Here is a 22,538-nt window from a genome sequence, read left to right as displayed (position 1 = left end):
CTGTAAAATTAACGCTGGCAGCCTAGCCAGCCTTCACGTCCGGGAATATGCCCGCGTACGATATTGCCCTGTGGCAGCGTAGTGAGATCGTCGGGTAACAAGGCGCTGAGCGGACAGAACTGAATGTCTTGCTGCTCCGCACGCCTCAGCAGATCGGCGAACGCCTCAAGCCCGACAATCCCTTCCACTTCGGCATGAATGGTGTAAACCGGCGAACCGCTTGCGGTATGGATCTGCTTGAGGATGAAGTCATTAAAACCTTCCGCGCTCACCGATTGCCCAACCACTTCATCCCAGGTCGGCAAGGTCACCGGGATTTGTACCGTGCCGGGGCTGCCATCACTGAGAATCGGTATAAATGGACCGCTGCCGCGACAATCACTGTTGTAGCTGAAACCAAACTGCTGCTTGGCAGCCACCACGCGGCCATCAGCGCGCCAGCCCGCCACCGCTGAACAGGTGACATTGTCACCGATGATCGCTTCCAGCGCCTGTTTACCGCGCGCAATTTGCTCAACCAGTTTCTCTTGCGGCCACACGCCCGCCCAGGTTTGCCAGGCAAAGTGATCCCACGCATGCAAACCGACTTCATGATGATCGGCGGTGGCGCTGATGATCTCCTCCAGACCGCGACCAATCTCACGTCCCGGCCAGGCGGTGCCGGCCAGCAAAATATCCCAGCCGTAGAGTGATGCGGCGCGCGACCGCAGCATTTTCCACAGGAAACGCGGTTTTAACAGGCGCCACAAGTGGCGCCCCATATTGTCCGGCCCAACGCTGAAGAAAAAACTGGCCTGCAGCTGATGCAAACTGAATTGCTCCAGTAACGCGGGCACGCCAAGTTGGGTGCCGCGCCAGGTATCGACATCGACACGCAAACCGACTTTCTTCATGGTTTATCCTGTAGCTCTACGGTGCGCAGGAAGAAGTCCAGCGTGTTATCGATGGTGGTATCCATCTCTACGGTTGGTGTCCAGTCCAGCAGACGACGCGCGTTTTTGATCGACGGCTTACGGTGTTCCACGTCCTGATAACCTTTGCCGTAATAGCTGCTGCTCTCCACTTCACGGAAGCCGGCAAACGGCGGGAAGTTGCTGCGCAGCGGGTGACGTTCGAAACTCGCCAGCAGACGCTCGGCCAACTCTTTGATGCTGGCTTCGTTATCGGGGTTACCGATGTTGACGATCTGGCCGTCGCAGTTGTTCTGTTTGTTTTCGATGATACGGAACAGCGCTTCAATGCCGTCGCGAATATCGGTGAAGCAGCGCTTCTGTGCACCGCCATCAATCAGCTTAATTGGTGAGCCTTCCACCAGATTGAGGATCAGCTGCGTGATAGCACGAGAACTGCCGATACGCGCGGCATTCAGATTATCAAGGCGCGGTCCCATCCAGTTAAACGGACGGAACAAGGTAAAGCGCAGCCCTTCTTTCTCACCGTAAGCCCAAATTACGCGGTCCAGCAGCTGTTTAGAAACCGAATAGATCCAGCGCTGTTTATTGATCGGCCCCACTACCAGATTGGAGTGATCCTCATCGAAATGCTGATCGGTACACATGCCGTACACTTCGGAAGTCGATGGGAAAATGATGCGCTTTTTGTACTTCACGCAGTCACGAATGATTTTGAGATTCTCTTCAAAATCGAGTTCAAACACGCGCAGCGGATTGCGGGTGTACTCAATCGGTGTAGCGATAGCGACCAGCGGCAGCACCACATCGCACTTCTTAATGTGATACTCGATCCATTCTGAGTGAATGCTGATGTCGCCTTCGACAAAGTGGAAGCGCGGCTGATCGAGAAAACGGCTGATGGCGTCAGAACCGATGTCTAAACCGTAGACTTCGAAGTTATCATCCTGCAGCAGACGCTCGGTGAGGTGGTTACCGATAAAACCGTTCACGCCGAGAATCAGCACGCGCGTGCGTCGTTTCACCGCCGCCACTGGCTGAGAATAGAGCAAGGCGCCCTTCACCATACCGAGGTTTTGCGCCAGCTGGCTGCCGTTCATAAACACGCCGTTATCGCTTTGACCGGTCACCACTTCCAGCGCGCCTTCAGCGCAGGCGATCAGGAATGGCTCAACAGAAAGCACGGTACCCGGTTTGGCCTGATGTTCAGTGCTGTGTACGCGACTTTTCCACACCACGAATTTCACCGTTCCGGCATAGGCGAACGCGCCGGGCCACGGATAGGTCACCGCGCGCACCAGATTATTGACCGTCTGCGCCGGTTGTTCCCATTTAATGCGACCATCTTCTGGCGTGCGGCGCCACACAACCGTGGCTTCTCGCTCATTTTGTGGTGTGGTAACGATATCGCCGCGTTTCACCGCCGGTAATGCGCCTTCCAGCACCTGCGTTGCACAGGCAACCAGCTTGCGATGCAGCGTTAACGCGTTGTCCTGCTCGTCAATCGCCACGCGCTGTTGCGCCACGATTTCACCGGCATCGGCGCGTTTCACCATGCGGTGCAGCGTAACGCCGGTTTCGGTTTCGCCATTGACCAGCACCCAATTCAGCGGCGCGCGGCCACGATATTTGGGCAGCAGGGAACCGTGCAGGTTAAAGGCCCCGAGACGCGCACTGCCGAGAATGCTGTCGTTCAACAAAGCGCGGTAATAGAAGGAGAAGATGTAATCTGGCGCCAAGGTTTTAATGCGATCGACCCACAGCGGATGATTGACATCCTCCGGCGCATAGACCGGAATGCCCTGCTCAGCGGCTAAACGCGCAACGGAGTCGAAAAAGTGGCTCTCAGTTCCTGTGTCTGAGTGGGTGAAAATAGCGCTGATTTCATAGCCAGCGTTCAGAAGTGCAGAAATACCCGCACAGCCCATTTCGGCGTAGGCGAAGACGACAGTTTTCATTGCTCAATTTCCTGTACAGATGAGGCGTTTTGCTGTGGGTGAATCACACGTTGGATGAAGTAGCGCGGACGGGCGCGTACGTCGTTGTAAATGCGGCCGATGTATTCGCCGAGTAATCCCATACCGATGAACTGCGCGCCGACAAAAATAAACAGCACCGCGAACAGCAGGAACACGCCATCACCGGCCCATGCCGCGCCGAGGTACAGACGCAGCACAATCAGAATCAGCGAGAAGGCAAAACCGGCCAGCGCAATCAGGCTGCCGACGATGCTCAGCAAGCGCAGCGGCGTGGTGGTCAGGCAAGTGACCAGGTCATACATCAGGTTAATCAGCCGCATAAAGCTGTACTTCGAATCGCCAAATTCGCGCTCGGCGTGCGCCACCGGCAGCTCAATGGTGCGGCGCGCAAAGGTGTTAGCGAGGATCGGAATAAAAGTGCTGCGTTCGTGGCAGTTCAGCATCGCATCGACGATATGGCGGCGATAAGCGCGCAGCATGCAGCCGTAATCGCCCATCGCTTTGCCAGTGACGCGCTGAATCAGATGATTGATGGTGCGTGAGGCGCGACGGCGAAACCAGCTGTCCTGGCGGTTTTGACGCACGGTGCCCACCACGTCATAGCCCTGCTTAGCCGCTTTCACCAGGTTCGGGATCTCTTCCGGCGGGTTTTGCAGGTCGGCATCCAGCGTGATGATTAAATCGCCGCTGACGTGGCTAAAGCCCGCCATGATCGCTGAGTGCTGGCCGTAATTACGGTTCAGCAATACGCCAACCACATGGCTGCCCGGCATATCGGCGGCATCGGCAATCATCTCGCCTGAGCGATCGCTGCTGCCGTCATCGACCAGCAGAATCTCGTACGCCAGATTTAATCCCGCACAGGCCGCATCAGTACGACGCACCAGTTCCGGCAGGCTCTCCTCTTCGTTGTACACCGGGATCACCACGGAGACTTTGCGAATGGCTTTTTCTTCCAGCATGTCAAACTCCAGCGATATGACGTAATGCGCTAATCACGCGCGTGACATCTTCATCGCGCATATCAGGGAACAACGGGATTGAGCAGATGCGATCGCTATTCCATTCGGTGTGCGGCAGTGAGAGCTGCGGATAGCGTTCGCGGTAATATTTGTGGGTGTGCGCGGCACGGAAATGCAGCCCGGTGCCGATATCCTGCGCTTTCAAGGTTTCCATCAGCGCATCACGGCTGATGCCGCATTGCGCCTCATCAACGCGAATAATGAACAGATGCCACGCGTGCTGATGCGCCCATTTTGGCTGCGCCAGCGGCAGAAACGGCGTATTCGCCAGTTCCGTGAGATAGCGCTGCGCAATCGCCGCGCGGCGCTGATTGATGGCGGGCAACTTTTTCAGCTGCACCAAAGCAATTGCTGCGCTGATATCTGGCAGGTTGTATTTGAAACCCGGCATGATCACTTCGGCCTGCGGCTTGCGGCCGTGCGTGTGGCGATCGTACGCATCGACGCCGAGTCCGTGGAATTTCAGACTGCGCATGCGGTCGGCCAACGCCGCATCATCGGTGACAATCAAGCCACCTTCGGCGCAGGTCATGTTTTTGATGGCGTGGAAGGAGAAGATCGCCGTGCCCTGCTGGCCAACGTGCTTTTCTTTGTAATAACAGCCTGCGGCGTGCGCCGCATCTTCAATCACCGGAATGCCATGGCGCTCACCAATAGCGCGAATGGCATCTATATCGGCGGGCGCGCCAGCGTAATGCACCGGAATGATGGCGCGCGTACGCGGCGTGATCGCCGCTTCAATCAGCTCCGGCGTTACCATCAAGGTGTCGCGATCGATATCGATCATCACCGGCGTCGCACCCAGCAGCGTGATGATGTTGATGGTGGAAACCCAGGTTAGCGAAGGCGTGATCACCTCATCGCCGGGCTGGATGCCCAGCGCCAGCAGCGTGACGTGCATCCCCGCCGTGGCGGAGCTGACAGCAATCGCATGCTGATTGCCAGTGAGCTGGCAAAAAGCCTCTTCCAGTTCGGCATTTTTCGGGCCGGTGGTGATCCAACCCGACTCAAACACCGATTTAACGGCGGCTAACTCTTCTTCACCCAACGAGGGCCGTGAGAATGGTAGAAAATTCATTATGTTACCTTGGAATTAAGCACTATTTAACGGCCATTTATTCCAAAATACGCGGGTTAACTTAACGCAACATTAAATGAGAAGGGTACTAAGTCGGCTTTTTCTGACACGTTGAGGATTGGTAGAGGAAGGGTCAAATTTGCCGGTTTATCATCATGAACCAGCACACTTCTTAAGGTTAAATTAAGGTTTTGACCCTATACTAAGTCAGGATATGTCTTATAACGTCTGGAGGATAATGCGATGAGTACGGCTACTGACAGACTTTCTCAGGCAGCGCTGCGCCGCCACCATATTGGGGTCAAAACCAAAGGATTGCGCTATCGCGGCGATCTATATGTGTTCCGCTATAACGCCGGCCACTACGATGTGTTCCTTAATAACGACCGCGTAATGTCATTGAATACCAGCAATGTGCAGGAAGCGATTCAGCTGTTCAAGCAGCAAGCTTAATCTTCTCCTCTCCATTTCTGGAGCCCGCTCTGCAATCCCGATGTATGCCGCTGTAACGCCCTTTTACCTCTCGCACCTATCCTCGCTTCGGCGTAAAGTCCTGGCAACGACAAGCCTGGATGGCGCGAGGTATGAGTAATGGAATACGTATATGGCTTAATTAGTGGCCTATTAGGATTGGCCGTAGGCAGCTTTCTTAACGTGGTGATCTCGCGGTTGCCATTGCAAATAGTGCACCCGAACACTCCGCTAAATGTGTGTTGTCCGCCCTCTCACTGCCACCAATGCACCACCGCGCTGCGCTGGCGCGACAACATTCCGCTCATAAGTTGGTTACTGTTACGCGGTAAATGCCGTTATTGCCATTGTAAAATCAGCGGGCGTTATCCACAGGTGGAGATAATTACCGCGCTTCTGACGCTGCTGCTTATCTGGCTGATGCCAGTCAATATGCAATTGCTGGGCGCGCTCATATTGTTCTGGGCGTTAACGGTATTAGCCTTTATTGACCTCGAACATCTGCTTTTACCGGATGTGATTACGCTGCCCTTGCTGTGGATTGCGCTGCTGTTTAAAGCGATGGGATGGCTACCCGGCTCATTACAAGAAGCGGTATGGGGATCCATAGCGGGATATTGCTTGTTGTGGGCGCTATCAATTTTATATCAATGGATTAGAGGGATTGAGGGATTAGGGATGGGCGATGCAAAACTGCTGGCGGCAATCGGCGCCTGGTTGGGCTGGTCGCTTTTACCCTGGGTGCTTTTATTGGCTTCGGGCGGCGCTATTTTATGTGTTTTGATTTCCAGAGTTAGCGGGCAGCGCGAGCTCAATCACGTCATCGCCTTTGGTCCGTGGATCGCCTTAGCGGCTATAAGTCTCTTTATTCATTCGATTATTTTTTAACCACCCCAACTGCGGTGCGAAATTAAGTGGCCAATTTCTGGCCAACGCTCTGATTCATATATGGAAAGAGTAAACAAATCTAAACAAAATTAATCATTGTGATGTAGGTCAAAAGGCTCTATATTGGCCGCGTTTTTTCACAGCTGTTACTTTTTTGTTCAATTAGTCAATTGGCGAGCCTTACGTGCCCCGGTTGAAGGAGAGATATGATGACGGATAAAGTCCGTATTGATAGTTTTGGTGCCAATGCATTCAACGGAAATAACGACGCATTCTTAGCCCGTCAGGCTGAGTTTGAATCTAACGTTAGGAGTTACCCGCGCAAACTGCCTTTAGCTATCGCTAAAGCCCATGGCGTGTGGATCACAGATGTTGAGAATAAACAATATCTTGACTGTCTGGCTGGCGCAGGGACGCTGGCACTGGGTCACAACCATCCTGATGTTCTCCAGAGCATTCAAAATGTCATTACCAGCGGCTTGCCGTTACATACTCTTGATCTGACTACTCCACTGAAAGATCAGTTCTCTGAGTCTCTGCTCTCGCTGCTGCCAGGCCAGGGTAAAGATTATTGCCTGCAGTTCACCGGCCCTTCTGGTGCCGATGCGGTTGAAGCCGCGCTGAAACTGGCTAAGAAAGCCACTGGCCGTAGCGGCGTGATCAGCTTCTCTGGCGGTTATCACGGTATGACTCACGGCGCGCTGTCCGTCACCGGTAACCTGGCACCGAAAGAAGCGGTTGATGGCATGATGCCAGAAGTGCAGTTCATGCCTTATCCGCATCAGTATCGTTGCCCGCTGGGTATCGGTGGTGAAGCTGGCGTGAAAGCGCTGACCTATTACTTCGACAACCTGATCAACGACGTGGAAAGCGGCGTGCGTAAGCCTGCTGCGGTAATCCTCGAAGCCGTTCAGGGCGAAGGCGGCGTGAACCCAGCACCCGCTGAGTGGCTGCAGCGCATCCGTAAAGTGACGCAGGAACACGGCATTCTGTTGATCCTCGACGAAGTTCAGGCTGGCTTTGCCCGTACCGGCAAATTCTTCGCCTTCGAACACGCCGGCATCGAGCCAGACATCATCGTGATGTCTAAAGCTGTGGGTGGCGGTCTGCCACTGGCTGTGCTGGGCATCAAAAAGCAGTTCGACGTTTGGTCACCGGGTCATCACACCGGCACCTTCCGTGGCAACCAGCTGGCGATGGCTACCGGCCTGACCACGCTGAAAATCCTCAAAGAGCAGGATATTGCAGGCAAAGTGGCCGCGCAGGGTGAATGGCTGAAACAGCAGCTGGCTGCGATGCAGAAACGCTTCCCGGTAATTGGTCACGTTCGTGGTCTCGGCATGATGATCGGTATTGAGATCGTTAAACCGAACGAAGCGGCCGATCACATGGGCAGCTTCCCGGCTGACGGCGAACTCTCTGCGCTGCTGCAGAAGAAGTGCTTCGAAGCAGGTCTGATTCTGGAGCGCGGTGGCCGTCATGGCGCAGTTCTGCGTCTGCTGCCTTCACTGCTGATCACCAACGATGAGCTGGCGATTTTCCTGGATAAATTTGAGCAGGCGCTGATTGGCGCTGGCGTCAAACCTGTTTGATTGGAAGAGTAAATGTCTGAAGTAAACCCGATTCTGGCCGCCTCTGCACAGAGCATTGAGGCGTACCAGCAGGCGATTGCCCAGAGCAGCGCCGCGGTTGTGCAATGGCTGCAACAGCCTGAGATGTATCAAGGCAAAACTGTTGCCGAACTGCGCGAGCGTATTACGCTCGACTTCAATCCAAACGGCCTGGGTAACCAGGCCGCGATTGAGCGCGCGATTGAATATTTCCTGAAAGACAGTCTTTCAGTGCATCACCCACAATGTGTAGCGCATCTGCACTGCCCGAGTCTGGTGGTAAGCCAGGCGGCAGAAGTACTGATCAACGCCACCAACCAGAGTATGGATTCGTGGGATCAGAGCCCTTCCGCCACCATCATTGAGATCAAACTGATCGAATGGCTGCGTGCGCAAGTGGGTTATCCGGCTGGCGACGCAGGTGTGTTCACCAGCGGCGGCACCCAGAGCAACCTGATGGGTCTGATGCTGGCACGCGATGCCTTCTATCAGCGCCAGGGCCACTCGGTGCAGCAGCACGGTATCACTGGCGATCTGCGTAAGATCAAAGTGCTGTGCTCTGAAAACGCGCACTTCTCCGTACAGAAGAACATGGCGCTGCTTGGACACGGCTATCAGTCTGTGGTGCAGGTGAAGTCTGATGAGTTCGCCCGTATGGACGTGTCAGACCTTAAAGCCAAACTGGCGCAGGCCGACGCTAACGGCGAACAGATCCTGGCGATCGTGGCGACCGCCGGTACCACCGATGCCGGTGCTATCGATCCGCTGCGTGAAATTGCCGGCATTGCTGCCGAGCGCAACATCTGGGTACACGTTGATGCAGCCTGGGGCGGCGCACTGCTGCTGTCCGAGAAGTATCGCGACTACCTCGATGGCCTGGAGCTGGTGGATTCTGTCACTTTGGACTTCCACAAACAGTACTTCCAGACCATCAGCTGCGGTGCGTTTCTGCTGAAAGATGAGCGTCATTACGAGCTGATGCGCTATCAGGCGGCTTACCTGAACTCTGAGTTTGACGAAGAGGCCGGCGTGCCGAATCTGGTATCCAAATCCCTGCAGACCACGCGTCGTTTCGATGCGTTAAAACTGTGGATGGGCCTGGAAGCGCTGGGTCAGAAACAGTACGCGGCGATCATCGATCACGGTGTCACGCTGGCGCAGGAAGTGGCGAAATATGTCACCTCTGAACCACGCCTCGAGCTGGTGATGCAGCCTCAGCTGGCTAGCGTGCTGTTCCGCTATCGTCCAGAGCAACTGACCGATACCGCTCAGATTGCCCTGTTCAACCAGCGTATCGGCGATGCGCTGCTGGATTCTGGCCGCGCCAACGTGGGTGTGACCGAGAATCAGGGCGTAACCTGCCTGAAGCTGACCTTGCTGAACCCAACCGTAACGCTGGAGGATGTTAAAGTCCTGCTGGCGCTGGTTGAGAAAACGGCGAATCAGCTGCTGAACGCATAATTACCTGTGATGTGATAAAGCCGATAACTGGCAACGGTTATCGGCTTTTTTATTGGCTTTTACGGGTGGTCGTCATGAATGACGACCTTACAAAGGCTTGATCCGTAATTATTGTGGGATGCGCGCAATGACTTTGATTTCAAAATCAAATCCTGCCAGCCAGTTAACGCCTACTGCCGTCCAGTTTGGATACGGTGGCTCGCCAAAATAGCGCAATCGCACCTCATTCACTGTGGAAAACTGATTTTCCGGATCGGTATGAAACGAGGTGACATCCACCACGTCATCTAGCGTACATCCCGCCGCTTCCAGCACCGCTTGTAGATTCTCGAACGCAAGATTAACCTGGAGCACAAAATTCGGCTCTGCAGAACCGTCCTCTCGGCTGCCGACCTGCCCGGAAACAAATAGTAAATCACCAGAACGTATCGCTGCCGAATAGCTGTTTATCTCATACAAAGATTGTCTTCCTGCTGGAAATACAGCGTCGCGTTTGCTCATAATTTCTCTCCTGATGGGAAATAAGGTGTAACCCGGTTAGCTAGACCGGAAGCGCTTTAACATACGCTGCGTATGTATTAATATGGATAACATACGTAACGTATGTCAATACCAATTTGTGAGGAAGATATGGCAGCCAGACGGCGAGCAGAACAGGTGGAAGAGACACGAGGCAAACTGATCGAAGCGGCACGACGTGCTTTTGCGGAGAAAGGTTATAACGCAGCATCAATGGATGATTTAACCGCAGCAGTAGGTCTTACACGGGGTGCGCTTTATCATAATTTTGGCGATAAAAAAGGGTTATTGCGGGCCGTTATTGAGCAAATTGATGCAGAGATACTCGACCAAATGCATGCTGCAGGACAGCAATTCACCTCTAAATGGCATGCTTTTCTCGCCGAAGCCATAACCTATATTGAGATGTCTCTCGAGCCAGAAGTACAGCGCATCATGCTGCTGGATGGCCCAGCGGTGTTAGGCGATCCCTCGCAGTGGCCAAATCAAACAGCATGCCTGCGTACGACTGCAGATATGCTGGCAATACTCATTGAAGAAGGTACGGTGAAACCGGTGGATACTGAAGCCGCCGCGCAACTGATCAATGGTGCAGCGCTGAATGCTGCGCTGTGGATAGCGGCATCTGACGAGCCGATCGCAGCTTTGCCACGCGCTGTGGACGCTTTCCGTTTGCTGATGTCTGGGTTGTTGGTTAACCCGCTATCGTCTGCGCATTAAGTTCGCGCACATAATCCAGAAACGCCTGCAGCGGCGCCGGGATCAACCGACGATCGTTGTAATAGAGCCAAAGGCCGGAGAAGCTTTGCCACCAATCCGGCAGAATCGGCTGCAGGCTGCCATTACTCAGCGCCGGTTTGATCCAATCCTCAAACAGATAAACCACGCCGCAGCCGGCGATCGCCGCTTCCACCGTCAAGTCCATCGCCGCGCCGATACTGCAAATCAGCGGCCCTTTCGGCTGCAAACGCACGGTTTCCTCGCCGTAGGTGAATTCCCATTCGGCAATCACGCCGGTCGCATAGCGTCCGTGTAAACAGCGATGCTGCACTAAGTCACGCGGATGCTGCGGCGTACCGAACTGCGCCAGATACGCGGGTGACGCCGCTAACGCAAAGCGCTGGGTGCGCGGACCGATCGGCAGCGCCACCATATCCTGCTCCAGATGATCGTCGTAACGAATGCCGGCATCACAGCTATCGCGGAACACATCCTGCACATTACTTTCCGCCACCACTTCCAGCTGGATATCCGGATAGCGCTGCAGAAATCCCGGCACAATCGCCGGTAACACGATGCGCGCGGCACTCACCGGCACGTTTAAGCGCAAAGTGCCGCCCGGCGTATCGCGGAACGTATTCAGCGCATCCAGCGCCGCATCCACTTCGTTCATTGCCGGTAGCAGGCGCGACATCAGCGCCCTGCCGGCTTCAGTTAATGTCACGGTGCGCGTGGTGCGATTAAACAGCCGCACGCCAAGCTGTTCTTCGGCGCGCCGCACCGCATCGCTCAAGCGCGACGGATTACTGCCGGTGATGCGCGCCGCCTCGCGAAACCCGCCCGCTTTGGCCACCGCCACCACCGCGTGCAACAAGGCGATATCCAATGCCATTGTTCGCTACCTCGTACACTGTGTCCCAATTTGTACGGATAGTTGCACAGCGTTTTGGCGATTACAATCTAACCACACACTGACGAAGGAGCTTTCCATGTCTCATCCAGCATTGACTTACACCCTTGGCGACCGCCAGGTTGCACGACTCGGTTACGGTGCCATGCAGTTAGCCGGTCCCGGCGTGTTTGGTCCGCCGAAAGATGAAGCGCGTGCTTTGCAGGTGCTGCGCGATGCGGTCGCAGCAGGCGTAAATCACATTGATACCAGCGACTTCTACGGTCCGCACATTACCAATCAGCTGATTAAAAAAGCGTTACATCCTTACGCCGACGATCTGGTTATCGTCACCAAAGTGGGCGCGCGCCGCAACGATAAAGGCGGCTGGTTACCGGCATTCACGCCAGAAGCGCTAACGCAAGCGGTGGAAGATAACCTGCGCAATCTAGGGCTTGATGTGATGGAAGTGGTGAATCTGCGTTCGATGCTGGACGTGCACGGACCGAAAGAAGGTTCGCTGGAGCCGCAGGTTGAAGCGATGATCAAGCTAAAAGAGCGCGGGCTGGTTCGACACATTGGTCTGAGCAACGTGACTGCTAAACAGGTGGCCGATGCCCAAGCGATGACGCCGATCGCCTGCGTGCAAAATCTCTATAATCTGGCCAATCGTCAGGATGAGGCGCTGCTTGATCAGCTGGCAGCGCAAGGCATTCCTTATGTGCCGTTTTTCCCACTCGGCGGATTTTCACCACTGCAATCGGATCAGCTGAGCGAGGTAGCGAATGAGCTCAATGCTACGCCGCTGCAGGTGGCGCTGGCGTGGCTGCTGCAGCGTTCGCCTAATATTCTGCTGATTCCGGGCACGTCATCGCCGGAGCACCTGAAGCAGAACCTGGCGAGTAGCGAAGTGACACTTACGCCAGAAATTCTGCAGCGTTTAGATAGCATTGCTCAGCCATAGGTTGACCAGGTCGCCATAAATGATGACCCTACGAAGACGATGCGGCCGTTGTAGGGTCGCCATTTATGGCGACCTCCGCCTCAAATAATCCCCATCTCCGCCAAACATCCTTTCAGCGTACCAAACGCATCCTGACACTGCCGCTCATCGACGCAGGCAAAACCCAACAGCAGGCCGCGCCGCTCCTGCGGATGCATATAATATTGCGACAACGGCCGCACCTTAACGCCGCGCCGTAGCGCCAGCGCGGCGACCGCCACATCGTCGCAGCCGGTTGGCAGATTCATTACCAGGTGCAATCCCGCCTCATGATTCACTACCGGCAGAAAATCGGCGCCCAGATAACGCTCAATCAGGCTCACCATAAAGCGCCGCCGCTGGCTGTAGAGCTTGCGCATGCGGCGAATGTGCGACATGTAATGCCCTTTTTGGATGAACTCTGCCAGCGCGCGCTGCACCAGCAAATGCCCGCCGCGATAGAGTTCCGCCGCCGCCACACGCAGCGGCTGCGCCAGCGCTTTTGGCACCACCAGATAACCGAGACGCAGCGCCGGATAGAGCGTCTTGCTAAAAGTGCCCATATAAATCACCGGCGCATCCGGCTCAAAGCCTTGCAACGACGGGAACGGCTGGCCGGAGAAACGAAACTCGCTGTCGTAATCATCTTCCACCAGCCAGGTTTTGTGTTTGCGCGCCAGATCGAGCAGCTGCTTACGCCGTTCCAGGCTGAGATGCACGCCCAGCGGATATTGGTGTGACGGTGTCACGAAAATCATCTTTGGTGCGCGACTGCGCGGTGGTAAATCGGGGATCAATCCCTGCTCGTCCACCGCAATCGCATTGATTTTCAGTCCGTTGATGCGTAGCAGATTGCGCGTCCCCCAATAACCAGGTTCTTCGATCCACACCTGATCGCCGGGATCGCACAGCACGCGCGAAACCAAATCCACCGCCTGATGAATCCCTTCGGTGATGATGATTTGGTCGGCATCAGCGCGTACTGAACGCGCCACGCTCAGGTACTCTGCCAGCGCGGCTCGCAGCTGTGCACAGCCGCCGTTGCTGCTGTAAATCAGCCGTTCGATATCCGGTTCACGGTTCAAACGCGCCTGAATTTGGCTGAAGAGTTTATGCGGGAACTTTGTAACATCCGGCGCGCCAGGCACAAAAGCGCCCCACTGATAAGGCGACGCATTGGCATGGCCGAGCAGCGACGCGCCGCGTTTGGAAATCGCCGCCGGTTTCGCAGTTAAGGGTTCGTTAGTCGCCACATTGCGCGGCGTGTTCAGCGATCCCTCCGGCAAATTTTCTGCAATCCATGTACCGCTGCCGGTTCGCGCTGTGACGTAGCCTTGCGCCATCAAATTCTCATACACGTTCAACACCGTGTTGCGCGATATCGATAGCTCGCGCGCCAAATCGCGCGTGGCGGGCAAGCGCGTGGCACGAGGAAAAATGCCTTCTGCGATAGCGGCTTGCATGCAGCTCAGCAAACGCTGCTGCAACGTTCCTTCCGGCATAAACTGCATGCGCTCTAATACATGATCGGCGTACAAACTTCGCAATTGGCTCCCCTCTTTTCACTGAAAGTGGCTCTGGCAAGATAGCTCAGCGCAGGCATAAATAAGCGTGTTTGTCGTGATTTGTAAAGACGCTTATCGCTAAGGAAAGGTTATGGAAGGTAAAAACAGCCAGTTGCAGCAACGTAAAGATGATGCCCTGCCACGCGGCACCGGCAATCTTTGTCAGTGGTACGTAGAGCACGCGGAGAACGCCACGCTGCGCGATGGTGAAGGCAACAGCTGGATCGATTTCGCTGGTGGCATCGCGGTGCTGAACACCGGTCATCGCCATCCGCGCATCGTACAGGCGATTGCCGATCAGTTAGAGAAATTTACCCATACCGCATTCCAGGTGACGCCGTATGAGAGCTACGTGGCGCTGGCGGAACGCCTCAATCGCGTGGTGCCGATTGCCGGTAAAGCCAAAACCGCCTTCTTCTCCACCGGCGCAGAAGCGGTCGAAAACGCGGTGAAAGTGGCGCGTGCGGCAACGCGTCGTCACGGCATCATCACCTTCGGCAACTCGTTCCACGGTCGTACTTTTATGACCATGGCGATGACCGGCAAAGTGGCCCCCTACAAACGCGACTTCGGCCCGATGCCCGCATCGGTGTGGCACGCGCGCTATCCCAACAGCGTGACCGGCATCAGCGTTGATGATGCGCTCTCCAGCTTGCAGGACATCTTCACTCAGGACATCGCGCCACAGGATGTTGCCGCCATCGTACTTGAGCCAATTCAGGGAGAAGGTGGCTTCCACGTCGCGCCGCCTGAATTCTTCAACCGTTTGCGGGCGCTGGCAGATGAGCACGGCATTTTGCTGATTGCCGATGAAGTACAAACCGGCTTTGCCCGCACCGGCAAACTGTTTGCGATGGATCACTATGCGGTGAAACCGGATCTCATCACCATGGCGAAAAGTCTCGCGGGCGGCATGCCGTTATCGGCGGTGAGCGGCCGCGCCGAGATTATGGATGCGCCGGGTCCGGGCGGCTTGGGCGGCACCTACGCTGGCAATCCGCTGGCGATTGCCGCGGCGCATGCGGTGCTGGACGTGATCGCCGACGAGAAGCTGTGCGAACGCTCTCAACAACTCGGCGCGCAGTTAACCGACTTCCTGCACAGCGCGCGCAGCGAGTGTTCCTCCATCACCGACATTCGCGGCCTTGGCTCGATGATTGCGATGGAGTTCGCCAGCGCGCAAACCGCGCAAACCATCCAGCAACACGCGATGGCGCATGGGCTGCTGCTGCTTACTTGTGGCCCGCAGGGCAATGTCATCCGCTTCCTCTATCCGCTCACCATTCCTGATGCGCAGTTCCGCCAGGCGCTGGAGATCCTCAGCAGCGTGCTGAGTCAACACGCCGATTCGTAACAATCTACCCAGCTCGCGCGGCGGGCTGGGCTTCTCACCTGTTGTAACCCGGCTGCGCGTCGCGCGGCCCGAGAGACGCTTTGGAGAAATATTGATGAGTTCACAGAATGCCGATGTACTGGCGCAAGGCCTGAAGCCGCGTCATGTACGGATGTTATCAATTGGTGGCGTGATTGGTGCCGGATTATTTGTTGGCTCTGGCCATGCGATCGCCGAAGCCGGTCCGGCGGTACTGCTGGCCTACATCGCCGCGGGCGCGTTGGTGGTGCTGATTATGCGCATGCTGGCAGAAATGGCGGTGGCGTCACCGGATTCCGGCTCATTCTCCACCTACGCCGACAAATCTTTGGGCCGCTGGGCCGGCTTCACCATCGGTTGGCTTTACTGGTGGTTCTGGGTGTTAGTGATCCCGCTGGAAGCCAATGCCGCTGGCACCATTCTGCATTCGTGGTTTCCGCAGGTTCCGGTGTGGGAATACACGCTGGCGATCACCACATTCCTGACCATCAGCAACCTCTTCAGTGTGAAGAACTATGGCGAGTTTGAATTCTGGTTCGCCCTGCTGAAAGTGGTGGCGATTGTCGCATTTCTCTGCGCGGGTAGCTTAGCGGTGTTTGGTTTGATGCCGGGCAGCAGCACGCAGGGGATCTCACATCTGTATGACACGCAGGGCTTTATGCCGAATGGCATCGGTGCGGTACTGGCGGCGATCTTGACCACCATGTTCTCGTTTATGGGCACCGAGATTGTCACCATTGCCGCCGCCGAATCACGCGAGCCGAAGAAGCAAATCACCCAGGCCACTAACTCGGTGATCTGGCGCATCGCGCTGTTCTATCTGCTGTCGATCTTCATCGTGGTGGCGCTGGTGCCGTGGAATACGCCGTCGCTGATGAAAGCCGGTTCTCATCAGACAGCGATGCAGATGATGAACGTGCCGTACGCTAAGCAGATTGTTGATGTGGTGGTGTTGATTGCGGTGTGTAGCTGTCTCAATTCTGCGCTGTATACCGCATCGCGCATGATCTATTCGCTTTCACGTCGTGAAGATGCGCCTGCCGTCGCGTCGCGCACCACCCGCAGCGGCACGCCGTGGGTAGCGGTGTTGCTCTCCACGGCGGCGGCCTTCCTCGCGGTGATCGCCAACTATCTGGCACCGAGCGCGGTGTTTGAGTTCCTGCTCGCCAGTTCCGGTGCCATTGCGTTGCTGGTGTATCTGGTGATCGCCGCGTCTCATCTGGTGCTGCGCAAAAAACGTGAAGCGCGCGGCGAAATCCTCAGCTATCGCATGTGGCTGTTCCCTGGCCTGACGTGGGCGACGATGGTGTTCATCGTTGGCGTGTTGGTTGCCATGCTTTTCAACCAACAACACCGTCCAGAGATTATCGCCACCGGCCTGTTGACGCTGGGTGTCGTCGCCGCCAGCCGTATTGTGCAGCGCAAACGCGTGGCGCGGAAAAACGAGGAGATGGTGGCGTTACGTTCGTAACGCATTACTTCCGGGCAAGGATGCCGCGGAACTTAGTCGTACTGCACGTCGATGCTGATGGCTTCTTCCTGCACGTTGAGGTTTATCGCGCATTTACGCCACACCGGCAGACCGTTGGTCATGTTGTTATCCACGAAGTACTGCTGAAACTCTTTCAGCGCCTCCGAGAGATCGCCAATCGCGCGCGCATCGGGTTCAAACCAATCCGGTTCGCCGTTTTCATCGATGTAATCGAACTGAAACTGCCCGCCATCATCGTCCGCAAACAGTTCAGCCTGAACGATCAATTCCCGCGCACCTTGCGGGCCACAGCTAAAGATGATCTGGCCGATACGGCGATAAAGGTCTTCGTATTGCATAGGTTTTGGGTTCCTCAATGGTGTTGGGTGGCGGTCGCCATACGTGAACGCGATGTCTTCGTAGGGTCGCCATTTATGGCGACCTACAAATGCTGAGCGACCGCGCGATTATATTGACTTTAGTCCGCATGATAAGAGAATGAGGCTCTTCGAACAGAAAGTTGCAAAAAAGGGAGTTTACCATAGCCTGTTCACATCGTTTTCCCTGGGTTAACACCAACAAAAAATCCGCTGCGCTAGTCGCCATTGCTGTCGCCCTTTCATTGGCCAGTTGCTCCTCGCCGCCACCGAAATCGCTGGTCACGCCGTTGCCGACGGTCAGCAAACCGCCTACGCCCACCAAACCTGCGCTGAACAAAGAACCGGTGCGCGGCGTATGGCTAACCACCGTTTCACGCCTCGACTGGCCGCCGATCAATTCAGTGAATGCCAGCCCGGCCAACCGCATCCACCAGCAGCAACAGGCGTTGACCGACAAGCTGGATAAACTGAAAAGCCTCGGCATCAATACGGTATTTTTCCAGGTAAAGCCGGATGGCACCGCGCTGTGGCGCTCCAGTATCTTGCCGTGGTCAGATATGCTCACGGGCAGGATTGGTGAAGATCCCGGCTACGATCCGCTGAAATTTATGCTAGATGAGGCGCACAAACGCGGCATGAAGGTGCACGCGTGGTTCAACCCATATCGCGTCTCGACCAACGTCAAACCTTCCACGGTTAACGCGCTGAATAATACGCTTGCGCTGCAACCGGCCAGCGTATTTGTGCTGCATCGCGACTGGATCCGCACCGCCAGCGACCGCTTCGTGCTCGATCCCGGCATCCCCGCCGCGCGCGACTGGATAACCAGCATCGTTGCGGAAGTGGTGTCGCACTATCCGATCGACGGCGTGCAGTTCGATGACTATTTCTATACTGAAACGCCTGGTTCAACTCTCAACGACAACGCCACATTCCGCCAATATGGTCAAGGTTTTGCATCGAAAGCTGACTGGCGGCGCAACAACACGCTGCTGTTAATTGAGCAGGTGTCGCGCACCATCAAGCAACTGAACCCGAACGTAGAATTTGGCGTCAGCCCGGCAGGCGTGTGGCGCAATCTGTCGCATGATGCGGCGGGCTCCGACACGCGCGGTGCGGCCGCCTACGACGAAGCCTATGCCGATACGCGTCGCTGGGTGCAAATGGGACTGCTGGATTACATCGCGCCGCAGCTTTACTGGCCGTTTGCGCGTCAGGCCGCCCGTTACGACGTATTAGCCAATTGGTGGGCGGACGTGGTGAAGCCAACGCATACGCGGCTCTATATCGGTGTGGCGCTATATAAAATCGGCGAAGTGTCGAAAAGCGAGCCTGACTGGACGGTGAATGGCGGCGTGCCGGAGCTGAAAAAGCAGTTGGATCTTAACGAGTCGCTACCGCAAATTAACGGCACCATTTTGTTCCGCGAGAATTACCTGAATCAGCCACAAACTCAGGATGCGGTGAATTATTTGCGCGGGCGTTGGGGCCGGTCGCCATAAATGGCGACCCTACATACGCCGTAGGGTGTGCATTTATGCGCACCTGGTTTTAAACCGCACCAGCCTAAGCCAGCAACTCCTCACTCTGCATCAGTGCAAAAAACGACTCCAACTCGCGCAGCATCATCGAAGCGGCAATCGAAAGCTGGCGCTGCGGCGCAACACAAAGCGACAAGGTAAAAGGCTTCAGCACCGTATCGATCAGCGGGATAAACTTCAGTTCGCCGCGTCGATACTCATCAACGATATCCAGCCAGCACATCAGGCTAATCCCCACATCATCGCGCACCAGCGAACGCAGCATATGAATATTATTGGTGCGCGCCACTTCGTTGATCTTAATGCCCGAACTGTTGATCAGCGCTTCCAGCGGATCGGCCAGCATGAGCGGTGCGGCGGGCACGATAAATGGCCAGGATTCGCAGTGACTAAAGCGGATCGACTCCAGATTTGCCAGCGGATGTTGGCTGCTCACCACAATACCCAGACGTAAATCGGCGAATGACTTCACCAGCAGTTCGCGCGAACTCTGCGGATTAAGCATGATGCCGAAATCCGCATCGCCCGAAGTCAACGCATTGGCGATATGGATGTTGCTCATGGTGGTCAGCGTGAAGGAGATGCCAGGATAGTCGCTGCGAATGCGCTGCAAAATCGATGAAAAGAAGCCGCGATTAATCGCATCAATGGTGGCGATATGCACATGGCCGTGACGTAATCCGCGCAAATCATCCAGCTGCGTGCAGACGCGGCCAAAATCCCGCTGCCAGTTTTTCGCCGCATTCAGCAGGATCTCACCCGCTGCGGTCATACGTAATCCTGATGGATGGCGCTCAAATAGCGGCATATCCAGCTGTTCTTCAACGCGCAGGATCTGCCGGTCGATTGATGATGCCGAGACGTGCAGCACCTCAGAAGCCTTGCGCAGCGAACCCTGGCGGGCCACTTCAGTGAAATAGAGCAGAAATCGGGAGAAGGCAAACATAAGGGGTGCTCTCTTTTTTGCAACGCATCATGCGAATTAAACAGATGGACGCTTACACATGGGCAAAATAATAATCGCTGCCATGATTAAAACAAGGGCTTGCGCGGCCTCCCAGCCGACGACATCCCTGCTCAGGCAGATAGATGATGAAATCCACTCCTCTCGCCGTCACCGTCATCGCAAAGCAGTTCAACGGTGCAGGCAATGTGTTACTGACGCTGGCGAATCGCAGCGGGCAGCCGCTGCCTGCTTTCACGCCCGGCGCGCACATCGATGTCATTATTCCCAACTGCGGTAAACGCCAGTATTCGCTCTGCTCTGCGCCAGCCGATCATTATGAAATCTGCGTACGTCTGGATGAGTGTTCAACCGGCGGATCGCGCTGGCTGCATCAGCAGTTAACCACCGGCGATAAGCTAGAGATATCCGCGCCACGTAACCACTTTCCGCTGCCGCACGCGTCGCGCACGCTGCTGTTTGCCGCCGGCATCGGCTTGACGCCGCTATTGGTGATGGCCGAAGCACTGGCGGCGCGTCAGGCGGATTTCACCCTGCACCTTTACCTGAAACGCGCCGACGAGCTGGCTTTCAGCCAACGTCTGAGCAATCTCGGCACGCGCGTGGTCATCCACTACAGCAGCGAAGGCGACAGCCTGCGCCAGCACGTTCCCGAGGATCTCACCCAGCCAGACAACGCTGCGCTGGTGTTCTGCGGCCCGGCGGGTTTTATGCATCATCTGCAGCAGCTGGCGTTGCAACATGGCTGGGACGAAGCACAGTTACACAGCGAGCGCTTCCAATCCACATCTCCGCTGATGGCTGGCGCTGCCTTCGAAGTGCAGCTCGCCTCCTCCGGCGCACGCTTTGCCGTGGGCGAGCAACAAACCATCGCTGAAGTGCTTGAAGAAGCAGGGATTGAAATCGAACTCTCCTGCGAACAAGGCATGTGCGGCGCCTGCATCACCGGCGTGTTGGCGGGCGAGCCGGATCACCGTGATGATGTGCTGAGCCAGCAAGAGCGTGCGGCCAACGATTGCATCGTGCTGTGCTGTTCACGTGCGCGTTCACCTTTATTGGTACTGGATCTATGAGCGGCTATCCCGGTGCGACCGGCGCACGTTTACCCCGCTGGCTGCTGCCAGAAAACTGGCCTGAAGCCAACAATCAACCGCAGCTGGCGACCTTACATTTCCACGCTGCGGGCCTGCAATTCGAACCCGACCATGCAGCAGCACCCGCTGATTATCTGCCGCTTCACGGCGCGCTGGTGCTGCCCGCGTTTATCGAACCGCACGCGCATCTGGATAAAACCTTCACTATTCAACGCAGCCCGGCGCAACAGCCCGGTTTGCTGGCCGCGATCGCTGCCATGCATCAGGACCGCGCGCACTGGAACACAGCAGATCTGCAGCAGCGCGCTACGCAGGCGCTGCGCTGGGCGGTAGAAGCTGGTGTCGGTTTGCTGCGCACCCACATCGACTGGTTCTCCGTTGATGCACCATTAGCGTGGCAAGTGATTGGCGATCTGTACCATCCGCTGTGCAGCATTGAGCGCGTGGCCCTCGCGCCACTCACCTTCTTTGCCGACGCCAGCGATGCGCAGCATATTGCCGCGCAGGTCGCGACCAGCGGTCCCGGCGCGCTGTTGGGCGGCTTTATTCACAGCAGCAACTGGGATGCGCAGGCGTTTCAGCATCTGATGGAAGCCGCCGAATTGTGGCAGCTGGATATCGATCTGCATATTGATGAAGAACTTAACGTCGAGGCGCAGGGATTGCGCTGGCTGGCGCACTATTTGCAGCAGCATCCATTTAGCGGCGCAATCACCTGCAGCCACAGCTGCGCGCTGGCGCAGCAGGACGATGCGCAACAGATTCTTGCCTTACTGGCGCAACACAATGTGACGTTGATTGCGCTGCCGCTCACCAACCTGCTGTTGCAGGACGCGGTGCCCGGCCGCACGCCGCGTCTGCGTGGTTTAACGTTGGTGAAAGAGGCGCAGGCGCTGGGCATTCCGCTGCTGCTCGGCGCTGACAACGTGCAGGACGCGTTCTGTCCGTTTGGCAGTTACGACCCGCTCGATACGCTGTTTAGCGGTTTGCTGAGCCTGCAACTGGTCGCGGCGTTTGATCAGGCTTCCGCGCTGATCTGCCAACGCCGCGCGCTGCTGGCCAATGATTTAGTGATTTTTCCGCATGCCGATGTGGCGAGCTGGCCGTTGCGTCAACGTCAGCGCTATCGGCTGAAAAGGGGTGTGCGTTATGGAGAAACAACAGATGGCGCTAGATGAGGGAGCGGGAAAACCGCTGGCGAAATATGCCGCGTGGCGACGCGCGGGTGACTTCATTTTCCTCTCCGGCATTATTCCGGTGAACCCACAAACTGCCACCATTGTGCGCGGCTACGACGACATTCCCGCAGCGGCGCAACAGCTGCTTGGCCGCACCGGCGAGTTCTCCACCGATATTAAAGAGGGGCCGATTCTGGCGCAGAGCTGGTACGTGCTGGAGAGCATCCGCACCACCATCGAAAGCGCCGGCGGCCAGATGAGTGATGTCTTCAAACTGGTGCAGTACTTCCGCAATCTCGACCATTTTCCCCACTACAGCCGGGTGCGTAAGCAATTTTTCCCTGATGCGCCGCCGGTTTCTACCGTGGTGCAGGTGAGCGAGATGCTACCGAGTCCGGACGTCTTGATTGAAGTTGAAGCCACGGCGTGGTTGCCGCAATAAC

At 56.2% G+C, this 22,538-nt stretch carries 21 protein-coding genes; 12 read left to right on the top strand and 9 right to left on the bottom strand.

What is annotated here, in order from left to right; translation table 11 throughout:
• Positions 1 to 8: 8 nt before the first annotated feature.
• From arnD to arnB, 4 genes are read right to left on the bottom strand one after another with little or no spacing between them, the layout of a single operon-like run.
• Positions 9 to 893: a 4-deoxy-4-formamido-L-arabinose-phosphoundecaprenol deformylase gene (gene arnD / locus K5Y30_RS18370; RefSeq protein ID WP_222212667.1), complete on the bottom strand. Its 885-nt coding sequence runs from the start codon at positions 891 to 893 to the stop codon at positions 9 to 11.
• On the bottom strand, positions 890 to 2,869 hold the full coding sequence (gene arnA, locus K5Y30_RS18365; RefSeq protein ID WP_222212664.1) for a bifunctional UDP-4-amino-4-deoxy-L-arabinose formyltransferase/UDP-glucuronic acid oxidase ArnA: 1,980 nt from the start codon (positions 2,867 to 2,869) through the stop codon (positions 890 to 892). Before arnA ends, arnD begins: the two co-directional genes overlap by 4 nt.
• Entirely contained in the window at positions 2,866 to 3,852 is a 987-nt protein-coding gene (gene arnC / locus K5Y30_RS18360) for an undecaprenyl-phosphate 4-deoxy-4-formamido-L-arabinose transferase (protein ID WP_222212663.1), read from the bottom strand. Before arnC ends, arnA begins: the two co-directional genes overlap by 4 nt.
• Position 3,853: 1 nt before the next feature.
• On the bottom strand, positions 3,854 to 4,990 hold the full coding sequence (arnB, locus tag K5Y30_RS18355; RefSeq protein ID WP_222212661.1) for a UDP-4-amino-4-deoxy-L-arabinose aminotransferase: 1,137 nt from the start codon (positions 4,988 to 4,990) through the stop codon (positions 3,854 to 3,856).
• Positions 4,991 to 5,233: 243 nt separating this feature from the next.
• On the opposite strand from arnB, the gene K5Y30_RS18350 reads away from it, so the two are divergent.
• The 4 genes from K5Y30_RS18350 (at position 5,234) to K5Y30_RS18335 (ending at position 9,420) form a co-directional block, all read left to right on the top strand.
• Positions 5,234 to 5,443 (top strand): hypothetical protein, encoded by a 210-nt coding sequence (locus tag K5Y30_RS18350; protein ID WP_101761453.1) that lies wholly within the window; start codon positions 5,234 to 5,236, stop codon positions 5,441 to 5,443.
• 138 nt (positions 5,444 to 5,581) lie between these two features.
• Entirely contained in the window at positions 5,582 to 6,349 is a 768-nt protein-coding gene (locus K5Y30_RS18345; RefSeq protein ID WP_101761452.1) for an A24 family peptidase, read from the top strand.
• A gap of 206 nt (positions 6,350 to 6,555) precedes the next feature.
• Positions 6,556 to 7,941, top strand: coding sequence for a diaminobutyrate--2-oxoglutarate transaminase (locus K5Y30_RS18340; RefSeq protein ID WP_110866938.1), 1,386 nt, complete (start codon positions 6,556 to 6,558; stop codon positions 7,939 to 7,941).
• A 12-nt stretch (positions 7,942 to 7,953) separates the two neighbouring features.
• Complete coding sequence (locus K5Y30_RS18335; protein ID WP_222212659.1) at positions 7,954 to 9,420, top strand: aspartate aminotransferase family protein; 1,467 nt, start codon at positions 7,954 to 7,956, stop codon at positions 9,418 to 9,420.
• A 108-nt stretch (positions 9,421 to 9,528) separates the two neighbouring features.
• Here K5Y30_RS18335 and K5Y30_RS18330 read toward each other — a convergent pair whose 3' ends face one another.
• The gene (locus K5Y30_RS18330; RefSeq protein ID WP_222212657.1) at positions 9,529 to 9,921 is read right to left on the bottom strand and encodes a RidA family protein; all 393 of its coding nucleotides are present in this window, start codon (positions 9,919 to 9,921) and stop codon (positions 9,529 to 9,531) included.
• A gap of 129 nt (positions 9,922 to 10,050) precedes the next feature.
• Between K5Y30_RS18330 and K5Y30_RS18325 the strand changes: the two genes are divergently transcribed.
• Complete coding sequence (locus K5Y30_RS18325; protein ID WP_222212656.1) at positions 10,051 to 10,659, top strand: TetR/AcrR family transcriptional regulator; 609 nt, start codon at positions 10,051 to 10,053, stop codon at positions 10,657 to 10,659.
• On the opposite strand, the gene K5Y30_RS18320 is transcribed toward K5Y30_RS18325, so the two are convergent.
• On the bottom strand, positions 10,634 to 11,551 hold the full coding sequence (locus K5Y30_RS18320; protein WP_222212655.1) for a LysR family transcriptional regulator: 918 nt from the start codon (positions 11,549 to 11,551) through the stop codon (positions 10,634 to 10,636). The two genes, K5Y30_RS18325 and K5Y30_RS18320, sit on opposite strands and share 26 nt — an antisense overlap.
• Positions 11,552 to 11,648: 97 nt before the next feature.
• Here K5Y30_RS18320 and K5Y30_RS18315 point away from each other — a divergent pair, with 97 nt between their 5' ends.
• Positions 11,649 to 12,512 carry an aldo/keto reductase family oxidoreductase gene (locus K5Y30_RS18315; protein ID WP_222183209.1) on the top strand — a complete coding sequence of 288 codons (864 nt, stop codon included), beginning with the start codon at positions 11,649 to 11,651 and terminating at the stop codon, positions 12,510 to 12,512.
• Between the two features lie 80 nt (positions 12,513 to 12,592).
• Here the strand turns inward: K5Y30_RS18315 and K5Y30_RS18310 are convergent, their stop codons facing one another.
• Positions 12,593 to 14,077 (bottom strand): PLP-dependent aminotransferase family protein, encoded by a 1,485-nt coding sequence (locus tag K5Y30_RS18310; RefSeq protein WP_222212653.1) that lies wholly within the window; start codon positions 14,075 to 14,077, stop codon positions 12,593 to 12,595.
• A 109-nt stretch (positions 14,078 to 14,186) separates the two neighbouring features.
• Between K5Y30_RS18310 and gabT the strand changes: the two genes are divergently transcribed.
• Positions 14,187 to 15,449, top strand: coding sequence for a 4-aminobutyrate--2-oxoglutarate transaminase (gabT, locus tag K5Y30_RS18305; protein WP_222212651.1), 1,263 nt, complete (start codon positions 14,187 to 14,189; stop codon positions 15,447 to 15,449).
• Between the two features lie 94 nt (positions 15,450 to 15,543).
• Positions 15,544 to 16,938 carry a GABA permease gene (gene gabP / locus K5Y30_RS18300; protein ID WP_222212649.1) on the top strand — a complete coding sequence of 465 codons (1,395 nt, stop codon included), beginning with the start codon at positions 15,544 to 15,546 and terminating at the stop codon, positions 16,936 to 16,938.
• 32 nt (positions 16,939 to 16,970) lie between these two features.
• On the opposite strand, the gene K5Y30_RS18295 is transcribed toward gabP, so the two are convergent.
• Positions 16,971 to 17,297: a hypothetical protein gene (locus tag K5Y30_RS18295; RefSeq protein ID WP_222212647.1), complete on the bottom strand. Its 327-nt coding sequence runs from the start codon at positions 17,295 to 17,297 to the stop codon at positions 16,971 to 16,973.
• 182 nt (positions 17,298 to 17,479) lie between these two features.
• On the opposite strand from K5Y30_RS18295, the gene K5Y30_RS18290 reads away from it, so the two are divergent.
• Complete coding sequence (locus K5Y30_RS18290; protein ID WP_222212758.1) at positions 17,480 to 18,820, top strand: glycoside hydrolase family 10 protein; 1,341 nt, start codon at positions 17,480 to 17,482, stop codon at positions 18,818 to 18,820.
• Between the two features lie 64 nt (positions 18,821 to 18,884).
• Here K5Y30_RS18290 and K5Y30_RS18285 read toward each other — a convergent pair whose 3' ends face one another.
• Positions 18,885 to 19,805, bottom strand: coding sequence for a LysR family transcriptional regulator (locus K5Y30_RS18285; RefSeq protein ID WP_101761445.1), 921 nt, complete (start codon positions 19,803 to 19,805; stop codon positions 18,885 to 18,887).
• 143 nt (positions 19,806 to 19,948) lie between these two features.
• On the opposite strand from K5Y30_RS18285, the gene K5Y30_RS18280 reads away from it, so the two are divergent.
• The 3 genes from K5Y30_RS18280 to K5Y30_RS18270 are packed head-to-tail and all read left to right on the top strand — an operon-like array spanning position 19,949 to position 22,537.
• The gene (locus tag K5Y30_RS18280; protein WP_222212645.1) at positions 19,949 to 20,896 is read left to right on the top strand and encodes a PDR/VanB family oxidoreductase; all 948 of its coding nucleotides are present in this window, start codon (positions 19,949 to 19,951) and stop codon (positions 20,894 to 20,896) included.
• Positions 20,893 to 22,095, top strand: coding sequence for an amidohydrolase family protein (locus K5Y30_RS18275; protein ID WP_222212643.1), 1,203 nt, complete (start codon positions 20,893 to 20,895; stop codon positions 22,093 to 22,095). The genes K5Y30_RS18280 and K5Y30_RS18275 overlap by 4 nt, the downstream gene beginning before the upstream one ends.
• Positions 22,082 to 22,537: a RidA family protein gene (locus tag K5Y30_RS18270; RefSeq protein WP_222184273.1), complete on the top strand. Its 456-nt coding sequence runs from the start codon at positions 22,082 to 22,084 to the stop codon at positions 22,535 to 22,537. The genes K5Y30_RS18275 and K5Y30_RS18270 overlap by 14 nt, the downstream gene beginning before the upstream one ends.
• The last annotated feature ends 1 nt before the right edge of the window (position 22,538 follow it).

The sequence above is a fragment of the Pantoea sp. DY-5 genome, from assembly GCF_019795955.1.
Taxonomy (GTDB): Bacteria; Pseudomonadota; Gammaproteobacteria; order Enterobacterales; family Enterobacteriaceae; genus Pantoea; species Pantoea leporis.
The sequence above is the reverse complement of the archived record's forward strand: the minus strand, read 5'-3'. Positions and strand labels throughout refer to the sequence as shown.

What these genes read in the sequence shown, in the direction of transcription:
- arnD (WP_222212667.1), bottom strand. Translation starts at nt 893, where the DNA reads ATGAAGAAAGTCGGTTTGCGTGTCGATGTCGATACCTGGCGCGGCACC.
- arnA (WP_222212664.1), bottom strand. Translation starts at nt 2,869, where the DNA reads ATGAAAACTGTCGTCTTCGCCTACGCCGAAATGGGCTGTGCGGGTATT.
- arnC (WP_222212663.1), bottom strand. Translation starts at nt 3,852, where the DNA reads ATGCTGGAAGAAAAAGCCATTCGCAAAGTCTCCGTGGTGATCCCGGTG.
- arnB (WP_222212661.1), bottom strand. Translation starts at nt 4,990, where the DNA reads ATGAATTTTCTACCATTCTCACGGCCCTCGTTGGGTGAAGAAGAGTTA.
- K5Y30_RS18350 (WP_101761453.1), top strand. Translation starts at nt 5,234, where the DNA reads ATGAGTACGGCTACTGACAGACTTTCTCAGGCAGCGCTGCGCCGCCAC.
- K5Y30_RS18345 (WP_101761452.1), top strand. Translation starts at nt 5,582, where the DNA reads ATGGAATACGTATATGGCTTAATTAGTGGCCTATTAGGATTGGCCGTA.
- K5Y30_RS18340 (WP_110866938.1), top strand. Translation starts at nt 6,556, where the DNA reads ATGATGACGGATAAAGTCCGTATTGATAGTTTTGGTGCCAATGCATTC.
- K5Y30_RS18335 (WP_222212659.1), top strand. Translation starts at nt 7,954, where the DNA reads ATGTCTGAAGTAAACCCGATTCTGGCCGCCTCTGCACAGAGCATTGAG.
- K5Y30_RS18330 (WP_222212657.1), bottom strand. Translation starts at nt 9,921, where the DNA reads ATGAGCAAACGCGACGCTGTATTTCCAGCAGGAAGACAATCTTTGTAT.
- K5Y30_RS18325 (WP_222212656.1), top strand. Translation starts at nt 10,051, where the DNA reads ATGGCAGCCAGACGGCGAGCAGAACAGGTGGAAGAGACACGAGGCAAA.
- K5Y30_RS18320 (WP_222212655.1), bottom strand. Translation starts at nt 11,551, where the DNA reads ATGGCATTGGATATCGCCTTGTTGCACGCGGTGGTGGCGGTGGCCAAA.
- K5Y30_RS18315 (WP_222183209.1), top strand. Translation starts at nt 11,649, where the DNA reads ATGTCTCATCCAGCATTGACTTACACCCTTGGCGACCGCCAGGTTGCA.
- gabT (WP_222212651.1), top strand. Translation starts at nt 14,187, where the DNA reads ATGGAAGGTAAAAACAGCCAGTTGCAGCAACGTAAAGATGATGCCCTG.
- gabP (WP_222212649.1), top strand. Translation starts at nt 15,544, where the DNA reads ATGAGTTCACAGAATGCCGATGTACTGGCGCAAGGCCTGAAGCCGCGT.
- K5Y30_RS18295 (WP_222212647.1), bottom strand. Translation starts at nt 17,297, where the DNA reads ATGCAATACGAAGACCTTTATCGCCGTATCGGCCAGATCATCTTTAGC.
- K5Y30_RS18285 (WP_101761445.1), bottom strand. Translation starts at nt 19,805, where the DNA reads ATGTTTGCCTTCTCCCGATTTCTGCTCTATTTCACTGAAGTGGCCCGC.
- K5Y30_RS18280 (WP_222212645.1), top strand. Translation starts at nt 19,949, where the DNA reads ATGATGAAATCCACTCCTCTCGCCGTCACCGTCATCGCAAAGCAGTTC.
- K5Y30_RS18275 (WP_222212643.1), top strand. Translation starts at nt 20,893, where the DNA reads ATGAGCGGCTATCCCGGTGCGACCGGCGCACGTTTACCCCGCTGGCTG.
- K5Y30_RS18270 (WP_222184273.1), top strand. Translation starts at nt 22,082, where the DNA reads ATGGCGCTAGATGAGGGAGCGGGAAAACCGCTGGCGAAATATGCCGCG.